Annotated in this window: 17 protein-coding genes; 8 read left to right on the top strand and 9 right to left on the bottom strand. The window is 65.1% G+C overall.

The features are described 5' to 3' along the window. Positions 1–23: 23 nt before the first annotated feature. Entirely contained in the window at positions 24–1,607 is a 1,584-nt protein-coding gene (gene hutH / locus NDY25_RS00660; protein WP_256627701.1) for a histidine ammonia-lyase, read from the bottom strand. Then, a complete protein-coding gene (hutI, locus tag NDY25_RS00655; protein ID WP_168960036.1) occupies positions 1,576–2,781 on the bottom strand; it encodes an imidazolonepropionase in 1,206 nt (401 codons plus the stop codon). The genes hutH and hutI overlap by 32 nt, the downstream gene beginning before the upstream one ends. 60 nt (positions 2,782–2,841) lie before the next feature. Here hutI and NDY25_RS00650 point away from each other — a divergent pair, with 60 nt between their 5' ends. Both NDY25_RS00650 and hutC read left to right on the top strand, forming a co-directional pair. Continuing rightward, positions 2,842–4,212, top strand: a complete 1,371-nt coding sequence (locus NDY25_RS00650) for a formimidoylglutamate deiminase (RefSeq protein WP_168960037.1) — start codon at positions 2,842–2,844, stop codon at positions 4,210–4,212. Between the two features lie 4 nt (positions 4,213–4,216). After that, positions 4,217–4,990, top strand: coding sequence for a histidine utilization transcriptional repressor HutC (gene hutC, locus NDY25_RS00645; RefSeq protein ID WP_233366658.1), 774 nt, complete (start codon positions 4,217–4,219; stop codon positions 4,988–4,990). Positions 4,991–5,018: 28 nt separating this feature from the next. Here the strand turns inward: hutC and NDY25_RS00640 are convergent, their stop codons facing one another. The 3 genes from NDY25_RS00640 to NDY25_RS00630 form a co-directional block, all read right to left on the bottom strand. Beyond that, a complete protein-coding gene (locus tag NDY25_RS00640; RefSeq protein ID WP_425526345.1) occupies positions 5,019–6,026 on the bottom strand; it encodes a restriction endonuclease in 1,008 nt (335 codons plus the stop codon). A gap of 241 nt (positions 6,027–6,267) precedes the next feature. Beyond that, positions 6,268–6,828 (bottom strand): phasin family protein, encoded by a 561-nt coding sequence (locus NDY25_RS00635; protein ID WP_006451097.1) that lies wholly within the window; start codon positions 6,826–6,828, stop codon positions 6,268–6,270. Positions 6,829–7,079: 251 nt separating this feature from the next. Next, complete coding sequence (locus tag NDY25_RS00630) at positions 7,080–7,355, bottom strand: polyhydroxyalkanoic acid system family protein (RefSeq protein WP_043889151.1); 276 nt, start codon at positions 7,353–7,355, stop codon at positions 7,080–7,082. A 171-nt stretch (positions 7,356–7,526) separates the two neighbouring features. On the opposite strand from NDY25_RS00630, the gene NDY25_RS00625 reads away from it, so the two are divergent. Beyond that, a complete protein-coding gene (locus NDY25_RS00625) occupies positions 7,527–8,336 on the top strand; it encodes an FHA domain-containing protein (protein ID WP_168960040.1) in 810 nt (269 codons plus the stop codon). Here the strand turns inward: NDY25_RS00625 and msrQ are convergent. Together msrQ and msrP are read right to left on the bottom strand one after the other, a co-directional pair. Beyond that, a complete protein-coding gene (msrQ, locus tag NDY25_RS00620; RefSeq protein WP_168960041.1) occupies positions 8,278–8,934 on the bottom strand; it encodes a protein-methionine-sulfoxide reductase heme-binding subunit MsrQ in 657 nt (218 codons plus the stop codon). The genes NDY25_RS00625 and msrQ overlap by 59 nt on opposite strands. Before the next feature lie 141 nt (positions 8,935–9,075). Continuing rightward, the gene (gene msrP, locus NDY25_RS00615) at positions 9,076–10,044 is read right to left on the bottom strand and encodes a protein-methionine-sulfoxide reductase catalytic subunit MsrP (protein WP_168960042.1); all 969 of its coding nucleotides are present in this window, start codon (positions 10,042–10,044) and stop codon (positions 9,076–9,078) included. Between the two features lie 179 nt (positions 10,045–10,223). Here msrP and serC point away from each other — a divergent pair, with 179 nt between their 5' ends. From serC to aroA, 3 genes are all read left to right on the top strand, one after another. Then, positions 10,224–11,309: a 3-phosphoserine/phosphohydroxythreonine transaminase gene (gene serC / locus NDY25_RS00610; protein WP_023903670.1), complete on the top strand. Its 1,086-nt coding sequence runs from the start codon at positions 10,224–10,226 to the stop codon at positions 11,307–11,309. 66 nt (positions 11,310–11,375) lie between these two features. Then, positions 11,376–12,575 (top strand): prephenate dehydratase, encoded by a 1,200-nt coding sequence (pheA, locus tag NDY25_RS00605; protein WP_095574583.1) that lies wholly within the window; start codon positions 11,376–11,378, stop codon positions 12,573–12,575. A gap of 122 nt (positions 12,576–12,697) precedes the next feature. Continuing rightward, on the top strand, positions 12,698–14,014 hold the full coding sequence (gene aroA / locus NDY25_RS00600) for a 3-phosphoshikimate 1-carboxyvinyltransferase (protein WP_168960043.1): 1,317 nt from the start codon (positions 12,698–12,700) through the stop codon (positions 14,012–14,014). On the opposite strand, the gene NDY25_RS00595 is transcribed toward aroA, so the two are convergent. Together NDY25_RS00595 and NDY25_RS00590 are read right to left on the bottom strand one after the other, a co-directional pair. Beyond that, complete coding sequence (locus tag NDY25_RS00595; RefSeq protein ID WP_168960046.1) at positions 13,998–14,465, bottom strand: energy transducer TonB; 468 nt, start codon at positions 14,463–14,465, stop codon at positions 13,998–14,000. The two genes, aroA and NDY25_RS00595, sit on opposite strands and share 17 nt — an antisense overlap. A 361-nt stretch (positions 14,466–14,826) precedes the next feature. Continuing rightward, a complete protein-coding gene (locus NDY25_RS00590; protein WP_168960044.1) occupies positions 14,827–15,492 on the bottom strand; it encodes an energy transducer TonB in 666 nt (221 codons plus the stop codon). 113 nt (positions 15,493–15,605) lie between these two features. On the opposite strand from NDY25_RS00590, the gene serS reads away from it, so the two are divergent. Together serS and NDY25_RS00580 are read left to right on the top strand one after the other, a co-directional pair. Beyond that, entirely contained in the window at positions 15,606–16,955 is a 1,350-nt protein-coding gene (serS, locus tag NDY25_RS00585; RefSeq protein ID WP_168960045.1) for a serine--tRNA ligase, read from the top strand. A gap of 487 nt (positions 16,956–17,442) precedes the next feature. Continuing rightward, positions 17,443–18,459 (top strand): LysR family transcriptional regulator, encoded by a 1,017-nt coding sequence (locus tag NDY25_RS00580; protein ID WP_006451085.1) that lies wholly within the window; start codon positions 17,443–17,445, stop codon positions 18,457–18,459. Positions 18,460–18,546: the final 87 nt, after the last annotated feature.

Raw genomic sequence — 18,546 nt, 5'->3', positions numbered from 1 at the left:
TTGCGTCTTGTCGGCCTGCCGCTTCATGCGTCCTGCTCCACGCCCGGCAATGCCATCGCCACCGCGCGCGCCAGTGCACCCGAGCGTACCAGCGCGCTGGCAGCCAGCATGTCGGGATGGAAATAGCGGTCGTCCTGCAGCGTGGGTACGTGCGCGCGCAGCAGTGCGCGTGCGGCTTCCAACGCGGCGCTTGAGCGTAGCGGCGCATGGAAGTCGCAGCCTTGCACCGCAGCCAGCAACTCGATGCCGATCACGTGCGTGGCGTTTTCGGCCATCGCCAACAAGCGCCGTGCGCCGTGCGCGGCCATCGACACATGATCTTCCTGATTGGCCGAGGTCGGAATCGAATCGACACTGGCCGGATACGCGCGCTGCTTGTTCTCCGACACCAAGGCGGCAGCGGTGACCTGCGGAATCATGAAGCCCGAATTCAAGCCCGGGCGCGGGGTGAGAAACGCCGGCAGGCCGGACAAGGCCGGGTCGACCAGCATCGCGGTGCGGCGTTCGCTGATCGAGCCGATTTCGCAGACCGCCATCGCCAGCATGTCGGCCGCAAAGGCCACCGGTTCGGCGTGGAAGTTGCCGCCCGACAAGGCCTCGCCGGTCTCGCTGAACACCAACGGATTATCGGACACGCCATTGGCCTCGATCTCCAGCGTGCGTGCAGCCTGACGCATGATGTCCAGCGCCGCGCCCATCACCTGCGGCTGGCAGCGCAGACGGTACGGATCCTGCACGCGTACATCGCCGAGCCGGTGCGATTCGCGAATGCTCGAATCGGCCATCAAGGCGCGCAGCGCTGCAGCGGTGGCAATCTGCCCAGGCTGCCCGCGCAGGGCATGGATGCGCGCATCGAACGGCGTATCCGAGCCCTTGGCCGCTTCCACCGACAAGGCGCCAGTGACCAGCGCGGCCTGCAGCACGGTTTCGATCTCGAACAAACCGGCCAATGCGCAGGCAGTGGAAAACTGGGTGCCGTTGAGCAGCGCCAGGCCTTCCTTTGCGCCCAGCACGCGTGGCTGCAACTGCGCCTGTGCAAGCGCCTCGGCGGCAGGCAAACGTTGCTCGCCGACGAAGGCTTCGCCAACGCCGATCATCACTGCGGCCAGATGCGACAGCGGCGCCAGATCGCCGGAGGCGCCCACCGAGCCCTGGCACGGCACCACCGGCGTGATGCCCAGACGCAGCATCGCGTCCAGCAGCGCCAAGGTGTCCGGCTGCACGCCGGAGGCGCCTTGGGCCAGGCTGGTGAGCTTGAGCGCCATCATCAGCCGCACCACCGGTACGGGTGTGGGCTCGCCGACGCCGGCCGCATGCGACAGCACGATATTGCGTTGCAGGGTCTGCAGGTCCTCGCGCTCGATGCGCACGCTGGCCAGTTTGCCGAAGCCGGTATTGACGCCGTAGACCGGCTCGCCGCGCGCAACGATGGCCTCCACGGTCTGCGCGCTGCGCAGTACGGCGGCCGCGCAGGCGTCGTCCAATACGACCTCGGCGCCGCGATACAACGCACGCCATTGCGCCAGGGTGACCTGGCCGGGCTGCAAGACAACAGAACTCGCGACGACTCCGGATTCAGCAGGAATGCCCGCGCCAGACGCGGGCATGAAGTGGGTTGAAGCCCATGCGGTAGACCAGATCGGCCGGCGCTTCGATGTTCCAGATCGCCAGGTCGCAGTCCATGCCGGCGCGCAGCCGGCCAAGTCGCTCGCTGCGTCCGAGTGCACGTGCAGCCTCGCGGGTAAAACCGGCGATGCATTCGTCCACGGTCATGCGGAACAACGTGGCGGCCATGTTCATCGCCAGCAGCGGGCTGGTCAGCGGCGAGGTGCCTGGATTGCAATCGGTGGCCAAGGCCAGCGGCACGCCAGCGGCGCGCAACGCGGCGATCGGCGGCAGCTGGGTATCGCGGGTGAAGTAAAACGCGCCGGGCAACAGCACCGCCACCGTGCCGGCGCTGGCCATCGCGGCAACGCCGTCGCTGTCCAGATATTCGATGTGATCGGCCGACAGCGCGCCATAGCGTGCGGCTAACGCTGCGCCGTGCTGATTGCTCAGTTGTTCGGCATGAATCTTGATGCCCAAGCCGTGCGCTTGCGCGGCGATGAAGACCTGTTCGGCCTGCGCGTGCGAGAACGCCAGGTGCTCGCAGAACACGTCCACCGCCTCGGCAAGACCTTGCGCGGCAATCGCCGGAATCATCTGCGTGCAGACCGCGTCGATATAGGTCTGTGCATCGCCGCCCGGTGGCACCGCGTGCGCGCCGAGAAACGTCGGCGCCACTTCGACCTTGCGCAGCGCGGTGAGCTGGCGTGCCACGCGCAGCTGCTTGGTTTCATCTTCCAGCGTGAGTCCGTAGCCGGATTTGATTTCCAGTGTGGTCACGCCTTCGGCAAGCATCGCGTCCAGGCGTGGCAGGCTGGCGGCCAGTAACGCTGCATCGTCGGCAGCGCGGGTTGCGCGCACCGTGGCCACGATGCCGCCGCCGGCTGCTGCGATTTCGGCGTAAGTGGCGCCGCGCAGGCGTTGCTCGAATTCGCTGGCGCGGTTGCCGGCGTACACCAGATGGGTATGGCAATCGATCAGGCCCGGGCTGATCCAGCGGCGCTGGCAATCGTGCGCAACGTCCGGCTTCAGTGCCGGGGCCTGCGCGGCCGGGCCGGCATAGGTGATGCGGCCGTCCTGGCAGGCGACCACGCCATCGTCCACTCTGCCCAGGCCGCCGTCGGCGGCATCCAGGGTCATCAGTTGCGCGTTGTGCCAGAGGACGTCGCAATGCATGGCGCAGGCTCGTGGTGTCTGATATGTATATACAATAGAACCGGCAATCGAGGGTGTCCAGTGGCAGACCAACAGGTGCAGGCGTTGTGGGCGGCGCGGGCGCTTTTGCCCGATGGCTGGGCGAGCGGTGTGCGGATCGCGCTGGCGCAGGGGCGCATCGCCTCGGTGCAGACCGATACTGCAGTGGCCGCCACCGATACCCGTGTCGAGGTGCTGCTGCCCGGGTTAGGCAATCTGCATAGCCACGCGTTCCAGCGCGGCATGGCCGGTCTGACCGAAGTGGGCGGACGCAGTGGCGACAGTTTCTGGAGCTGGCGCGAGTTGATGTATCGCTTCGTCGACCGGCTTGATCCGGACAGCTTGCAGGCGATCGCCGAACAGTCCTATGTGGAAATGCTCGAAAGCGGCTTCACCCGCGTCGGCGAATTCCATTACCTGCACCACAGCCCCTGCGGCGCGGCGTATGCGCACGTGGGCGAAATGTCCGAGCGCATCGCCGCCGCCGCCGCCAACACCGGCATAGGGCTGACGCTGCTGCCGGTGTTCTATGCGCATTCGGATTTCGGTGGCGTCGCGCCCAGCGCAGCACAGCGTCGCCTGATCCACGACATCGACGGTTTCGTGCGTTTGCTGGACGACTGCGCGCGCAGCCTCAAGGCCTTGCCCGATGCGGTGCTCGGGTTGGCGCCGCACAGCTTGCGCGCGGTCACGCCGGCGGAGCTGGCCGCATTGGTGCCGCTCACCGATGGCCCGATCCACATCCATATCGCCGAACAGCAGCGCGAGGTGGATGCCTGCCTGGCCTGGTCGGGCCAACGCCCGGTGCAGTGGCTGCAGGCCAACGCGTCGGTGGATGCCCGCTGGTGTCTGGTGCACGCCACGCATGTGGATGCGAGCGAACTGCAGGCGATCGTCGATAGCGGTGCGGTGGTCGGGCTCTGCCCGATCACCGAGGCGAATCTGGGCGACGGGCTGTTCCCGATGCAGGCATTTGCCGCCGCAGGCGGGCGGTTCGGGGTGGGTTCGGATTCGAATGTCTTGATCGATGCGGCCGAAGAACTGCGCCTGCTCGAATACGGCCAGCGCCTGCACCTGCAAGCACGGAATGTGCTGGCGCAAGGCGGCGTTTCCAGCGGGCGATGGTTGTTCGACCAAGCCAGCGACGGCGCGGCGCAGGCCTTGGGTATTGCAAACGGTGGAATCCGTGTCGGCGCATCGGCCGATCTGCTTGAGCTGGATCTCACCCATCCGGCACTACTGGCGCGCAGCGACGATGCCTTGCTCGACAGCTGGCTGTTCGCCGCACGCGGCAGCGCCGTGCGCACTGTCTGGCGCGCCGGGCAACAAGTGGTGCGCGACGGGCAGCATGTGGATCGCGCGCGCATTGCCACGCGTTTTGCCGGCGTTTTGCGATCGCTGCTGAGCAACTGAGCGGATGCGCGCACAATGCGGGTCTGACCGGAGACCTGCTTTGACCGCCCACCCCATCGCCGCGCCCGGCACCCTGCATCAACGCATCCGTCAGGATCTGGAACAGCGCATCCACAGCGGCGACTGGCCGCCCGGTCATCGCGTGCCGCCCGAACACGAGTTGATGACGCAGTACGGCTGTTCGCGCATGACGGTCAACAAGGTGCTCGGGCTGCTCGCCGACGCCGGCATGATCGAACGTCGCCGCCGCACCGGCTCGTTCGTGGCGCGGCCGCATCCGCATCTGGAACAGGTGGCGCTGTCGATCCCGGATATCGAAGTGGAGATGACCACGCGCGGCCATGCCTATCGGTTTTCGTTGTTGTCGCGGCGACTGCGCAACCTGCGTCAGCGCGTGCCGCAGGAACGCGCCCTAGGCAGCACCGGCAAGGTGCTGGCGCTGGAAAGCGTGCACCTTGCCGATGGCAGCCCGTTCGCGCTGGAGCAACGCGTGATCGATACCACCACGGTGCCGGAGGCGTTATTGCAATCGTTCACCGACGTGGCACCGGGCAGCTGGCTGTTGCGCAACGTGCCGTGGACGCGCGCCGAACACCGCATCAGCGCGGTCAATGCCGACGCCGCGCAGGCGCAACGCCTGCAGGTGGACGATGGCGCTGCGTGCCTGGTGATCGATCGCCACACCTGGCGCGGCAATCAACCGGTTACCTACGTGCGCCAATGGTTCCTCGGCGGCTCGTACGATCTGGTGGCGCGGTTTGCGCCGGGAATGCGCTGAGATTCGCAGCGGCTCACCAATGCGCCAATCACCCACTCAAATCGTCGTGCATTGACGCCAGCGCACCGGCTCGTCCACGCCTGTGCGCGGGTTGAGTTGCACGCGCACGGTGCGCAGGTACGGGTAGCGTTCCAGTTCGCGGCAGATCAGCGGCCATGCGGCGGCGTCTTCGACCGTGCGGTCCACCGCCAACGTTGCCTGAGTGATCCAGATCCCGCGGAGTAGACCGGGCGTCTGTGCGAGCGCTTTGGAAACCTCGCGTTGATAGCCCTGCATGGTCGCTGCATCCGGTTCCTTCCCGCTTGCGAATGGCATGGCTGCCGGAGTGGATGCCGTTGTCGGCGCTGCCTGCGACGTAGCAGTAGCGGGCAGCGGAAGGCGCAGCACGCACGGGTGCGGCAACCGGTGGGGTAGGTGCAATTGCAGTCTGCGTCAGCGCCGCTTCCTGCAGCGCCGGCTGCAGTGCCAGCACAGCGACCAGCGCCAAGGTTGCGAGAGCCACACCGGCGATGACGCTGTGGCGGATCGCGCGGCGCCTTGCCATGCCGACCACGCCGGTTTCCATGTCGCCGGGCAGGTAGGGTTTGAGCAGTGGCCACAGGCGCGTGCCGTCCAGCACTTCGATGGATTGCTTGTCGGCGGCCGCGATGCCTTCGCGCTCCATGCGGCCCTCGGTCACCATCACACCGCCGCCGGCACCGGCCAGCCGCGCCATCGCGCCCAACTCGTTGACCGCCGCCACGCCGATGCGATAACCGCGCCCGTGCTTGCACGCAACCAGGCGGGTGCCGTGGTCGGTCTGCATCATGAAATCGGCGGTGGGCAGGCCGTCCTGCGGCAACCGGGTCGGTTGCCAACCGCGTTGGTCCTGCAGCACGCGCAGCACCAGGGCGGAAAAATCACGCCAATGCATCGCTGCCAGGGCGCGCACGCCCTCGGTGGTTTCGTCGGCGCGACGGCGCACCAGCCAGACGTAAGCGCACACCGCCAGCCACAGCAAGAGGGCGGCCAACAGCGCCAAAATCCAGGAAGGCATCAGCATCAAACGAAGTTATGGCGCGTATAACGAAATGGTGCGCCTAGAAGAATCCCTCGCGGCAGATTCGTCAATGGATCGCGCGCGGCGAACTCACGAGCCGTGATCCAGATAGCGAAAGACCCGCCAGTCCGAAGCCGTGAGGGGAGGGGAGCAAACGGACTTCGTGTTACAGGACTGGCGGGTCCTTCTCGATTGTGTGGAAAATCATGCTGCTTTGCAACATTCGCCGGGTGCCGGCTTATTCGCCGTCGAATGCAGCGGTGTTTCCGGTCGAGGTGCTGCCTGGCGTGGTTGATCCAGTGCCGGCCGTGTCGCTGCTGGCAGCCTGGGCCGCTTGATTGGCGGTGCGGTTGGCGCGCTTGGTGGCGGCGGTATTGGCGCGCACCTGGGCCTTCAACGATTCCACTTCTCGACGCAGGTTTTCCAGCTCGTCCTGTTCGGGGATGTTGAGGGTGCGCAGCACGCCCTTGACGCGCTCGTCGAAAGCCTTGCCCAGCCGGTCCCAGCCACGCACGGCGGTGTCGCGTGCCTGCTCGAACTGGGTCTCCACCTCTTCGCGCAGTTCGTCGACGCTTTCGCTGGCCTTCTGCTGGCCCGTGCGCTCATAGGCGGCGCCCTCGCGAACCAGGGAATCGAACAATTTGCCGCCCTCGGTCTGGACGCGACCCAGCGCGCCAAGCCCGGCCAGCCACACCGTCTGTGCCGATTCGCCAAGCCGGCGCGAAATCTGCTCTGCCTGTGCCTGGAACCCATGGGCCGCGTTGTTGCGGTTGCCGTTCTGATCGTATCCGGTCGTCATGCGATGCTCCTGTAGGTTGCTAAAGCGACGTTGCTTTCACCCTAGTGCCGACGCTGCATCGGGCAGGTGAAGCATTGCCTGCTGGCGTCTATCTAGGTCATGTGTGCGCGAGACGCGTTTTCAAGCATCCGCGCATCCAGCGTGATGCGGGTGACCTTGCGCTGAAGGGCCGGCACCTTCAGCGTGGCCTGCTCAAGTTCGCAGGCCCCAGGCCTGGCCCAATTGGGGCAAGGACGATCAGACCTGCCTGCTCAGGCGAGTTTTTCGCTAAGCAGCCGTCGGATTTCCGATTCCACCATCGGCTGCACCGCCGACAATAGAAAGCCAAGCTCGGCGGTGACATGCACCTGCTGCGGCAGCAAGGCGATCGCCCCGTCCACTCCGGCGCGCGCGATGCGCAAGGTGTCGCCTTCCCAGTGCGAAGCGATGCCGTAGCGATCGGTCAGTTTGCGTGCCGCCTCGTCGATCGCTGCGCGGGCCTGGGCCGGCGTCAAGGAATGGTCGTGGCGGATATCGATGCTGGACATGGCGTGGATAGGTGAGACGAAAGGAGCGCGCATTGTGCGCATGCGCGGGCCAGGCTCCAAGTGCGGATGCTTGCGGCGGACCAGAAACGACGCGCAAACACCGCGCCTGTTGGGCGGACGCCGGTCACGTTGTTGGCCGCTGCAAGGGGCAGACCTGCTAGGCTACGGCGGGTGCGCGATCTGCAAGTTCATTTCACTCACCGGCAGCAGCCGGATCATTCTCTCAAGCCCGGCGTCCACCGGATCGTCCGTCATGCCTCCGGCAGCGTGCGCGTGGTGGACGATGCGCAGGGCGCGTTGCTGTTGGCGCAGTTCTGCCTGGACCAACGCGGCCTGTGGCTGCAGGTGGCCAACGGAATCCGCGGCATCCATGTCAACGGACGCCCGGTACGCCGCATGGCATTGCTGCGCCCCGGCGATGCGATCTACGCCGATGGCGTGGAGATGCTGCTGCGCAGTGCGCCGTCGAGCGCGCCGGCCAACGACGTGCCAGAGGACGACGCCGGCCTGAGCGAGGTCTGTCTGTTGTTGCGCGGGCTGGGTGGACGCCATCACGGGCGCAGCTTCACGCTGGATCGCTCACGGCTGGTCGGCAGCGACCCGGCGGCGGATATCGTCATCGACGACCCGGCCTTTGCGGCCCAGCATGCGCGCCTGGAACGCCACGGCGACCGCGTGCTGATCCGCGATCTGGGTTCGGAAGAAGGCAGCTGGATCAATGGCGTGCAGGTGCGCGACGGCTGGCTGCAGGCCGGCGACCAGGTCGTATTCGATGCCCGGCACCGGTTTGTCGTCGAGGTGCCGCGCACCCATCACGGCACCACCTGGGATATCCCCGACATCGAGCCGTTGCCGCCGCCGCGCGCCACCACCGAACCGACGCGTGCGCCGGTCAAGGTCGCGCGCTGGCCGTGGCTGCTGCTCAGCGCGGTGTTGCTGGCGGCGGCGCTGAGCGCCTTGCTGTGGTTCGGTGCGCGCTGAGTTTTTTCCAGACCCGCCTGCCCAGCAATACCGCAAGAATCCCGGCACACAGCGCCGGTTCGCGGATATCGGATTTCACCAGCCACCAGAAATGCAGCACCGCCAACAGCCCGATCGGGTAGATCAGCATGTGCAGGCGGCCCCAGTTGCGCTTGAGCCGACGCATCCAGCCCTGGGTGGAGGTGATCGCCAACGGCAACAGCAACAGCCAGGCCGTGAAGCCGACGGTGATATAGGGCCGTTTGATGATCTCTTCGAAAAGCTGCGTCCAGAAGCCGCGCAGATCCAGGCTCAGGTAGGCCGCCAGATGCACGCTGGCGTAGAAGAATGCGTACAGCCCGAGCATGCGGCGGAAGCGGATCAGTACCGCCTGGCCGGTGAGCTGGCGCAGTGGCGTGACTGCCAAGGTGATCAACAGGAAACGCAGCGCCCATAGCCCGGTGCGGTGCTCGATCTCGGCGACCGGATCGGCGCCCAGCGCGTCGCTGCCGGTTTGCCACACCTGCCAGAACTGCCAGCCGAGCAATGCGATCGGCGCCAACGCGGCCGCATGCAGCAGCGTCTTGGCAGCGATCAGGGAGGTGGATGTCTTGGCCATGCGATCTCGAAGAGGGGAGCGTGCTGAGCGGGTACCATGCATCAATCGTAGGAGCGCACACGGGCGCGACGGGCATTGCCAGGAAAGCCCGTCGCGCCCAGGTGCGCTCCTACGACAGGCCGATATCAGATCATTTGTTGCCTAGAACCACCTCTTCAAATCCATCCCCGCGTACAACGAAGCGACCTGATCCGCATAGCCGTTGAACGGCTTGGTCGCGATGCGCTCGGCGAACAACTTGCTGGCGGTGCCGGCGATACGGCGCTCGGTCTTCTGGCTCCAGCGCGGGTGGTCCACCGCCGGATTGACGTTGGAAAAGAACCCGTATTCGGAGGGCTGCAGATCGTGCCACGCGGTCTCGGGCATCTTCTCGACGAAGCGGATTTCCACGATCGACTTGATGCTCTTGAAGCCGTACTTCCACGGCACCACCAGCCGCAACGGCGCGCCGTTCTGCTGCGGCAGCGGCTTGCCGTACAGGCCGGTGGCCAGCAAGGTCAGCGGATGCATCGCTTCATCGATGCGCAGGCCTTCGCGATACGGCCAGTTGATCGAGCGGTAGCGCACACCGGGCATCTGCTGCGGGTCGGCCAGCGTGGTGAATGCCACGTACTTGGCCTTGGAGGTCGGCGCAAAGCGCTTGAGCACCTCGCCCAGCGGTACGCCGGTCCACGGAATCACCATCGACCAGCCTTCCACGCAGCGCAGCCGGTAGATGCGTTCTTCTGCAGGGATGCCCTTGAGCAATTCGTCCAGTGACAGGCTGCCCGGCTTTTCGCACTCGCCGCTGACCTTCACCGACCATGGCGACAACTTCAAGGTCTTTGCGGCCTTGGACGGGTCGGTCTTGTCGGTGCCGAATTCGTAGAAATTGTTGTAGCTGGTGACGTCTTCCAGCCGGGTCAGTTCTTCGGCGGTACGGAAGCCGCTACGCGCCTGCGCCGGCGTCACCACGGTCTTGGGCGGAGGTGTCGGGTCGGCCTCGGCGCACCCGGCCACCCCTAGCGCCGGGGTCAGCGCGAACAGCTGCAGCAGCCGGCGCCGGTCGCGGTAAACGGCCTCATCGGTAATCTCGCTGGACGGCGTCTTCAAGACATCGCGAAGGGACATGGCTCGCTCCTGACAGTGGCTGCAGATGAGAATAACGGACCACGGTGACGGTGCTGCCCATGGACGCTGCAACACCATACGTCGGCGTCGGTGAGAAGGATGCAGCTGCAACTTTTCTGCAACGCTGCCAAGGCCGATGCGCTGCGGCATACTAGAAGGCTAGCTCGACAAGGTGTGCCATGACACGCGCGTTCAATTTCAGTGCCGGCCCTGCGACATTGCCGGAATCGGTCCTGCGCCAGGCGCAGGCGGAGATGGTCGAGTGGAATGGCGTCGGCGCCTCGATCGTGGAAATCAGCCACCGCAGCGCCGATTTCATGGCCGTGGCGGCCGCGGCCGAAGCCGATCTGCGCACTCTGTTGTCGATTCCCGACGACTATGCGGTGCTGTTCACCGCCGGTGGCGCCACCACCATCCAGGCGCTGCTGCCGCTGAATTTCGCCGCGCCCGGTCAGGCCACCGACTACGTGATCAGTGGGCACTGGGGCAAGACCGCGATCAAGCAGGCGGCCCCGTATGTGGATGCACGGATCGCTGCCGACGGCCAGGCGGAAGGCTTCACCGATATCCCGCCGGTGGCCAGCTGGACCTTGTCGCCGCACTCGGCCTATGTGCACATCACCGCCAACGAGACCATCCATGGCGTGGAGTTTCGCGACACGCCGGATGTGGGCACGTTGCCGTTGTTCGCCGACTTCAGTTCGTCGATCGCCTCCGAGCCGCTGGACATCTCGCGCTACGGGTTGATCTACGCCGGTGCGCAGAAAAATCTTGGGCCGGTCGGCATCTCGGTGCTGATCGTGCGGCGCGACCTGCTCGAACGTGCCGGCCAGCCGCGCGCGGATATCTTCAACTACGCCTCGCACGCAGCCCGCGATTCGATGCTCAACACGCCGCCGACCTGGAACTGGTATCTGCTCGGCCTCAACGTGAAGTGGATGCTGGAGCAGGGCGGGGTGGCCGAGTTCGCGCGTCGCAATGCCGAGAAAGCCGCGCTGGTGTATGGCGCCATCGATGGCTCCGGCGGCTTCTATCGCAACCTGATCAAGCCCGCCGTGCGTTCGCGCATGAACATCCCGTTCTTTCTGCCCGATGAGCAGCTGGACGCGTTGTTCGTCAGCGAATCCAAGGCGGCCGGCCTGTTGGCGTTGAAGGGGCACAAGGCCGTCGGTGGCTTGCGTGCCTCGCTCTATAACGCGATGCCGGTGGCAGGCGCGCAGGCGCTGGTGAGCTTCATGCACGACTTCCAGCAGCGGCACGGCTGAGTCTTCTCTTCGACCGCGGCAGCTGCCGCGCAGGCGCATGCGCCGTTATTCAAGGAATGCCCAGCGATGGCTCCCAAGTCCAACAAGCCCACCACCGCGACTGGCGGCAAGACCAAGCCGGCGAGTAAATCGGTAGAGAAATCTGCGGAAAAAGTTGCAGGCAAGCTTGCAAAGCCGGCGGTCGCCGCACCGGTGCTGGCCGACGTGCGCGCCAAGATCGACCAGATCGACCGCACCATCCAGGAGCTGATCGCCGAGCGCGCCAACTTCGCCCATCAGGTCGGCAAGGCCAAGGGCAAGCTCGCCGCGGCGGTGGATTACTACCGGCCCGAGCGCGAGGCGCAGGTGCTGCGCATGGTGGTGGACCGCAACGAAGGCCCGCTCAGCGATGAAGTGCTGGTGCACGTGTATCGCGAAATCATGTCTGCGTGCCTGGCCCAGCAGGAGCCGTTGAAGATCGGTTATCTCGGCCCGGAAGGCACCTTCAGCCAGCAGGCCGTACTCAAGCATTTCGGTCGTTCGGCAGTGGGCTTGCCGATGGCGACCATCGAAGAAGTGTTCCAGGAAGTGGAAGCCGGCAACGCCGATTTCGGCGTGGTGCCGGTGGAAAATTCCGGGCAGGGCACCATCCAGGTCACGCTGGACATGTTCTTGACCTCCAACCTGAAGATCTGCGGCGAAGTCGAGCTGCGCGTGCATCAGTACCTGCTCTCGCGCAATGGCCGGCTGGAAGATATCGAGCGTATCTACGCGCACTCGCAATCGTTCGCGCAGACCGCCGGCTGGTTGCGTTCGCATCTGCCCAAGGTCGAGAAAATCGCCGTCTCCAGCAATGCCGAGGGCGCACGCCGCGCCCGCAATGCCGAAGATGCCGCGGCGATCGGTGGTGAGAGCGCAGCGCACGTGTATGGCTTGAAGAAAGTCATCATGAAGTCGATCGAAGACGACGACGACAACACCACGCGCTTTCTGGTGATCGGCCGGCAGATCTTCCCCTCGTCCGGGCACGACCGCACCTCGGTGCTGGTGTTCATCCACGACAAGCCGGGCGCATTGTTCGACGTGCTCAGCCCGTTCGCGCGGCATGGCATCAGCATGAATCGCATCGAGTCGCGGCCCTCGCATCAGGCCAAATGGGAGTACGGCTTCTTCATCGATCTGGCCGGCCACGTGGAAGACGAGGCGATGAAGCAGGCGTTGGCCGAACTGGAAGCGCACTCGGCGCAGATCAAGGTGCTGGGCTCGTATCCGGTGGCGATTCCGTAAGCGCTTTTCCTCTAAGCCGGTAACCGCTGACGCGCCGCCATCTGCAAGGTGACGGCGCTACCACACCATTCTTCAAAGCGCATTGCCGTGCATGGCGATGCCGCAGCAATCGGATCACACGCATGAGCAGCAATACGCAACATTGGATCGCGCAGCAGGGCAGCGCACTGCAGGGCAGCCTGGCCATTCCCGGCGACAAATCGGTGTCGCATCGCGCGGTGATGTTTGCCGCCTTGGCCGATGGCATCTCGCAGATCGATGGCTTTCTCGAAGGCGAAGACACGCGCTCCACTGCGGCCATTTTCGCCAAGCTCGGCGTGCGCATCGAAACGCCCTCGGCATCCCAACGCATCGTGCATGGCGTGGGCGTGGATGGCTTGCAGCCGCCCAGCGAAGCGCTGGACTGTGGCAACGCGGGCACCGGCATGCGCCTGCTCGCCGGCCTGCTGGCCGCGCAGCGCTTCGACAGCGTGCTGGTGGGCGACGACTCGCTGTCCAAGCGTCCGATGCGGCGCGTGACCGGCCCGCTGGCGCAGATGGGCGCCCGTATCGACACCGAAGAAGACGGCACCCCGCCATTGCGCGTGCATGGCGGGCAAGCGTTGCATGGCATCGACTTCGTCTCGCCGGTGGCCAGCGCACAGGTCAAGTCCGCCGTGCTGTTGGCAGGGTTGTATGCGCAGGGCGACACCTCGGTGACCGAGCCGCATCCCACGCGCGATTACACCGAACGCATGTTGTCCGCATTCGGTGTGGAGATCGATTTCTCGCCAGGCAAGGCGCGTCTGCGCGGTGGTCAGCGTCTGCGTGCGACCGATATCGCGGTGCCGGCGGATTTCTCCTCGGCAGCGTTCTTCATCGTTGCCGCCAGCATTATTCCAGGCTCGGACGTGGTGCTGCGTGCGGTGGGTTTGAATCCGCGTCGTACCGGGCTGCTCGCTGCATTACGGCTGATGGGCGCGAATATCGTCGAAGAAAACCACGCCGAACATGGCGGCGAGCCGGTGGCCGATCTGCGCGTACGCTACGCACCGCTGCAGGGCGCGCAGATTCCCGAAGCGTTGGTGCCGGACATGATCGATGAATTCCCGGCCTTGTTCGTTGCTGCTGCGGCGGCGAACGGGCAGACGGTTGTGACTGGGGCGGCCGAATTGCGGGTCAAGGAATCCGATCGTCTGGCGGCCATGGCTACCGGGCTACGCACGCTTGGCGTGCAAGTCGACGAGACGCCGGATGGTGCGACCATTCACGGCGGCAGCATCGGTAGCGGCGTGATCGAAAGCCACGGCGATCACCGCATTGCGATGGCGTTCGCCATTGCCGGTCAGCTCTCGACCGGCACCGTGCAGGTGAACGATGTCGCCAATGTCGCGACCTCGTTTCCAGGTTTCGATACCTTGGCGCAGGGCGCCGGCTTCTGGCTCAACGTTCGGACGTAAATTCGACCGGCACCTGCACGCTGCTGACGACCGCGTGGCCGTCGCGCGTTGCAGGTTCAAAGCGCCACTGCCCCAGGCTCTCCATCACCGCAGCATCCAGACGCGGGTCGTCGCTGCCGCTGCGATCGACGATGGTCACATCGCTCACCTGGCCCTGCACATCCAGTTGCAGACGCGCGGTGCGGCTGCCTTCGATGCCGGCTTGTGCAATGTCGGCTGGATAGCGCGGCATCGCGTTACCCGGCAGCGGTTTGGCTTCCTCGCTGCTGACCGCTGCACGTGCCGGCTGGTGCGCAATCATGGTCATCGCACGCGGGCCTTCGGAGGTTGGCAGGATCTGGCGGCTTGCCGCCGGCAACGGGCGCATGTCCTGCGCAAACGATTCGTCGCCATGCCGCGTCCACCACCAGGTCGGCAATACCACCAGCACCGCCAGCAGGGTTGCCCACAACCACGGCGATGCGCCATCTGCATCGTCTTCGCGCACACGCTCACGCAGGTGCGCGGCCTGTTGCGGCAGCGATGGCGTCTGGTGTGAAGAAGGATTTGAGGTGAAGGACATGGCCGGCCTCCTGGCGCATCTGTGGGATGACACGGCCAGTCTGGTCGGCGCTGCCTGAGGGGGAGCTAAGGCAGGGGACCAATGAAGGGCTAAAACTCGGCAGGCGTTCAGCTTTGTCGAACTGGCAAATCACCCGAGCGGCTGCCGGAGTGTTGCTCCCGGCAGACCAGATTCCGATGCATGCGCTGATGCGTCAACGCTTTACGCGTGGCCATCTGACGACCATCTGCGAAGACTCTGTCTGCAGGTCTTACTGCGCAGGCTTGAACTCAAACGGGATATCCACACTGCCGGCAATCGGCTGGCCATTGCGCTGCGCCGGGTGGAAGCGCCACTGACGCACCGCTTCCATCGCGGCGCGGTCCAGATCGCGCGAACCGCTACGCTGCACCAGTGTCACGCCGCCGGGCTTGCCCGCTGCGTCCACGTCCACCCGCACCACCACATCGCCGGCATCGCCACGACGCAACGCGGCCGAAGGATAGCGCGGCGGCGGCATCTGGCCCTGCATCGGTACCGGGCGATCGCCGCCTGCAGCTGCCGCAGTATTTGTGGGTGCTGTGGTGCCAGGCGCTCCGGGACCTGCGTCTTCGGGCAATGGCGTCGGCGCGGGTGGGGCAGGCGGCGCAGTGTCCACCAGGGTCGGGGTTTCTTCGGTCGGCTTGGCCTGCGGCATGTCACTGGCGCCGTCCTGGGCCGGCAGCGGCGCGGGCAGCGGCTGGATATCGTCGGTAGCTGGCGCACCTGCGCTCGGCTGGGCCGGCGAGGCCTTGTAGAAGTCGTCCTTGCGGCCGGTGGCCCACACCAACAGGAACAACAGCAGCCCGGCAACGAAGGCGATACCGGCAATTTTCAGGGTGTGGCGGGGCAGACGTAGAACGATCTGGCGATCGGACGCAGGGCGGGGCGCGGGCATAGGGCTCACCTGAAGGATCGGGTCAATTCTGGCATAGCGGCGGTGAATCGATCGCAGCAGGTGGCGGAACAGGCGATAATCTCGCGCTTCCCACTGACTCACACAGGCTTCCGATGCTAGATCCGGCCCTGCTTCGCCAACATCCCGCCGACCTTGCCGAGCGCCTGCGCAGCACGCGCAGTTTCGCCCTGGACACCGCGGAACTGGAGTCGCTGGAAGGCGAGCGCAAGCGCATCCAGGTGCGCACGCAGGAGTTGCAGAGTCAGCGCAATTCCAAGTCCAAGGCGATCGGGCAGGCCAAGGCAAAGGGCGAGGATGTCACCGCGCTGATGGCGGAAGTGGCCGGGTTCGGCGATGAGCTTTTGCAGTCTCAAGTGCACCTGAAAGACATTCAGGTAAAACTGGAGAAGTTGTACGCGGTGATTCCCAACCTGCCGCATGCAGACGTGCCTCTTGGAAAAAGTGAGGCAGATAACGTCGAGCAATCTCGCTGGGGCACGCCGCGTCAGTTCGATTTTCCGGTCAAGGATCACGTGGAACTTGGTGCGCCCAACGGCTGGCTGGATGGTGAAACCGCAGCCAAGTTGTCTGGCGCCCGTTTCACTGTGCTGCGCGGGCCGATCGCACGTCTGCATCGAGCGCTGGCGCAATTCATGCTCGATCTGCATGTTGGCCAGCATGGCTACGAGGAAACTAACGTGCCGCTGCTGGTCAACGCCGAGTCGATGCACGGGACCGGGCAGTTGCCAAAATTTGAGGATGATCTCTTCAGGATTTACGAAGACGAGTATCACTCTCAAACTGACGAAGAGACTGGTGAAGTTGCTCATTTGCGCACTGGTCATATAGATCCTGAGCCTGCTTACTATCTGATCCCCACCTCCGAGGTGCCGTTGACCAATATCGTGCGCGACGAAATCGTCGATGCCGAGCGCTTGCCGTTGCGCATGACCGCGCATTCGATGTGTTTTCGCGCAGAAGCCGGCAGCGGCGGCCGCGACACGCGCGGCATGATCCGCCAGCACCAGTTCGAAAAAGTGGAGCTGGTCACCGCCTGCGCGCCGGAAGACAGCGATGCCGAGCATCAGCGCATGACGCGCTGCGCCGAGGTGGTGCTGGAAAAACTCGGGCTGCCGTATCGCAAGGTGCTGCTGTGCACCGGCGACATGGGGTTTGCTGCGATCAAGACCTACGATCTGGAAGTGTGGCTGCCTTCGCAGGACACATATCGCGAGATTTCGTCGTGTTCCAATTGCGGCGATTTCCAGGCGCGGCGCATGCAGGCGCGTTGGCGCAATCCGACCAGCGGCAAGCCGGAGCTGATGCACACGCTCAACGGCTCCGGTACCGCCGTGGGCCGCGCAATGATCGCGGTGATGGAGAACTACCAGAACGCCGATGGCTCGATCAATGTGCCCGAGGTGCTGCGCCCGTATATGGGCGGGATCGAGCGGATCGGGTAAGCGCGGCTGACAAAAGCTGCTGAAAGCGGGCTGCGCTCATCGCCAGGCGGGCGCGGCTGTTGCTCGGAAGCAGCGAGCGCCACGCGTGCACGCCACTTTTGAGCGGGATGCCCGTACTCACCGACGAGTGCTCGCTACGTTTTGCTAGTACTCCAAGTGTCCCTGCCGATACGACCGTGTAGCCGACAGGTGTACGCGACCTGGCCGCTTCCAAAGACATTGAAGAAAACGGGGCCGTCAGTGGCCCCGTTTGCGTTTCCACGTGACGACCTCATGCGCTTCGTCTGGGCAGAACACCTTGCGGATCCTGCGGGCGCGACCCAGTTGGCGCCAACGCCGGTGCGCTGCGCGCTTTCGCGGCAAGACGAGAGGTCCTCGACGCCAAGCATTCCGTATCCCGGAAGCTCGTCAGACCGGGAACCCGATGCGACTGAGGTCGTTGCCCTGTTGGGATAAAGGTGCTTAAATATCACTTATCGTTCTATCCATGGATACCTGCGCCATGCACGACCTGAATGACCTGTACTACTTCGCGATGGTGGTGGACCACGGCGGCTTCGCTGCGGCCGAGCGTGCGCTCGGGATCCCCAAGTCGCGCCTGAGCCGGCGTATCAGCCAGCTCGAAACCGACCTGGGCGTGCGCTTGTTGCAGCGTTCCACGCGCCGCTTTGCGGTGACCGACGTCGGCACCAGCGTGCATCGCCATGCCCAGACCATGCTGGCCGAAGCCCAGGCCGCGCGCGAGGTGGTGGATCGTCTCAGCGCCGAGCCGCGTGGCCTTGTGCGTGTGAGCGTTCCGGTCTCGCTAGCGCAGATTCAATTGCCCAAGTTGTTGCCGGAATTTCTGACCAAGTATCCCAAGGTGCGGCTGCAGCTCAACATCAGCAACCGCCGCGTTGACGTCATCAATGAGGGCTACGACATCGCACTGCGCGTGCGTTCGCGGCTGGACGACGACGGCAGCCTGGTGATGCGCAGCTTCGGCCAGGTGCAGGAATTGCTGGTGGCCAGCCCCAAATATCTGGACCGCGCCGGCCGCCCCAAGGACCCCAGCGAGCTGGCCAACCACACCACCATGAGCACCAGCGAAGACGAAGCGCATCAGCGCTGGGAACTGCACGGCCCCAACGGCGAGATGCGCCGCGTAGACCTGCAGCCGCGTCTGGCCGGTTTCGATTTCCCGCTGCTGCAGTCGATGGCGCGCGATGGCTTCGGCATCACCATGTTGCCGGAGACCGTGTGCGCCCAAGCGGTACGCAGCGGCGAGTTGGAAGTGGTGCTGCCGCACTGGTCGCTGCCGCAGGGCATCTGCCACGCCGTGTTCGCCTCGCGCCGCGGCCTGCTGCCAGCGGTGCGCGTGTTCATCGACTTCCTGGCCGAACACCTGCCGCGAGAGATCGAACGCTCGCGTCTGGATTGCGGCGGCAACTGCGCCGAACTGGCCGAAAAGCTCAAGCGTGCCGCCGGCACTGCACCGCGCCTGGCCGTGGCCGAAGCGGGCTGAGGGTTGCGCCTGGTCGCCGAGGCCGGCTGACACGCCATTCGGCAGTCAGCTCGTTTCTCGGTAGTCAGCTCGCTTCAACGTTCGGCA

The organism is Xanthomonas hortorum pv. pelargonii (assembly GCF_024499015.1).
GTDB lineage: Bacteria > Pseudomonadota > Gammaproteobacteria > Xanthomonadales > Xanthomonadaceae > Xanthomonas > Xanthomonas hortorum_B.
The sequence above is the reverse complement of the archived record's forward strand: the minus strand, read 5'-3'. Positions and strand labels throughout refer to the sequence as shown.

Excerpts from the sequence above, each read along its gene's own strand:
- pheA (WP_095574583.1), top strand. The coding sequence starts at position 11,376 with ATGGCTCCCAAGTCCAACAAGCCCACCACCGCGACTGGCGGCAAGACC.
- aroA (WP_168960043.1), top strand. The coding sequence starts at position 12,698 with ATGAGCAGCAATACGCAACATTGGATCGCGCAGCAGGGCAGCGCACTG.
- msrP (WP_168960042.1), bottom strand. The coding sequence starts at position 10,044 with ATGTCCCTTCGCGATGTCTTGAAGACGCCGTCCAGCGAGATTACCGAT.
- serC (WP_023903670.1), top strand. The coding sequence starts at position 10,224 with ATGACACGCGCGTTCAATTTCAGTGCCGGCCCTGCGACATTGCCGGAA.
- hutH (WP_256627701.1), bottom strand. The coding sequence starts at position 1,607 with ATGCCCGCGTCTGGCGCGGGCATTCCTGCTGAATCCGGAGTCGTCGCG.
- serS (WP_168960045.1), top strand. The coding sequence starts at position 15,606 with ATGCTAGATCCGGCCCTGCTTCGCCAACATCCCGCCGACCTTGCCGAG.
- NDY25_RS00635 (WP_006451097.1), bottom strand. The coding sequence starts at position 6,828 with ATGACGACCGGATACGATCAGAACGGCAACCGCAACAACGCGGCCCAT.
- NDY25_RS00590 (WP_168960044.1), bottom strand. The coding sequence starts at position 15,492 with ATGCCCGCGCCCCGCCCTGCGTCCGATCGCCAGATCGTTCTACGTCTG.
- NDY25_RS00580 (WP_006451085.1), top strand. The coding sequence starts at position 17,443 with ATGGATACCTGCGCCATGCACGACCTGAATGACCTGTACTACTTCGCG.
- NDY25_RS00640 (WP_425526345.1), bottom strand. The coding sequence starts at position 6,026 with ATGCCTTCCTGGATTTTGGCGCTGTTGGCCGCCCTCTTGCTGTGGCTG.
- hutC (WP_233366658.1), top strand. The coding sequence starts at position 4,217 with ATGCGCGCACAATGCGGGTCTGACCGGAGACCTGCTTTGACCGCCCAC.
- hutI (WP_168960036.1), bottom strand. The coding sequence starts at position 2,781 with ATGCATTGCGACGTCCTCTGGCACAACGCGCAACTGATGACCCTGGAT.
- NDY25_RS00630 (WP_043889151.1), bottom strand. The coding sequence starts at position 7,355 with ATGTCCAGCATCGATATCCGCCACGACCATTCCTTGACGCCGGCCCAG.
- msrQ (WP_168960041.1), bottom strand. The coding sequence starts at position 8,934 with ATGGCCAAGACATCCACCTCCCTGATCGCTGCCAAGACGCTGCTGCAT.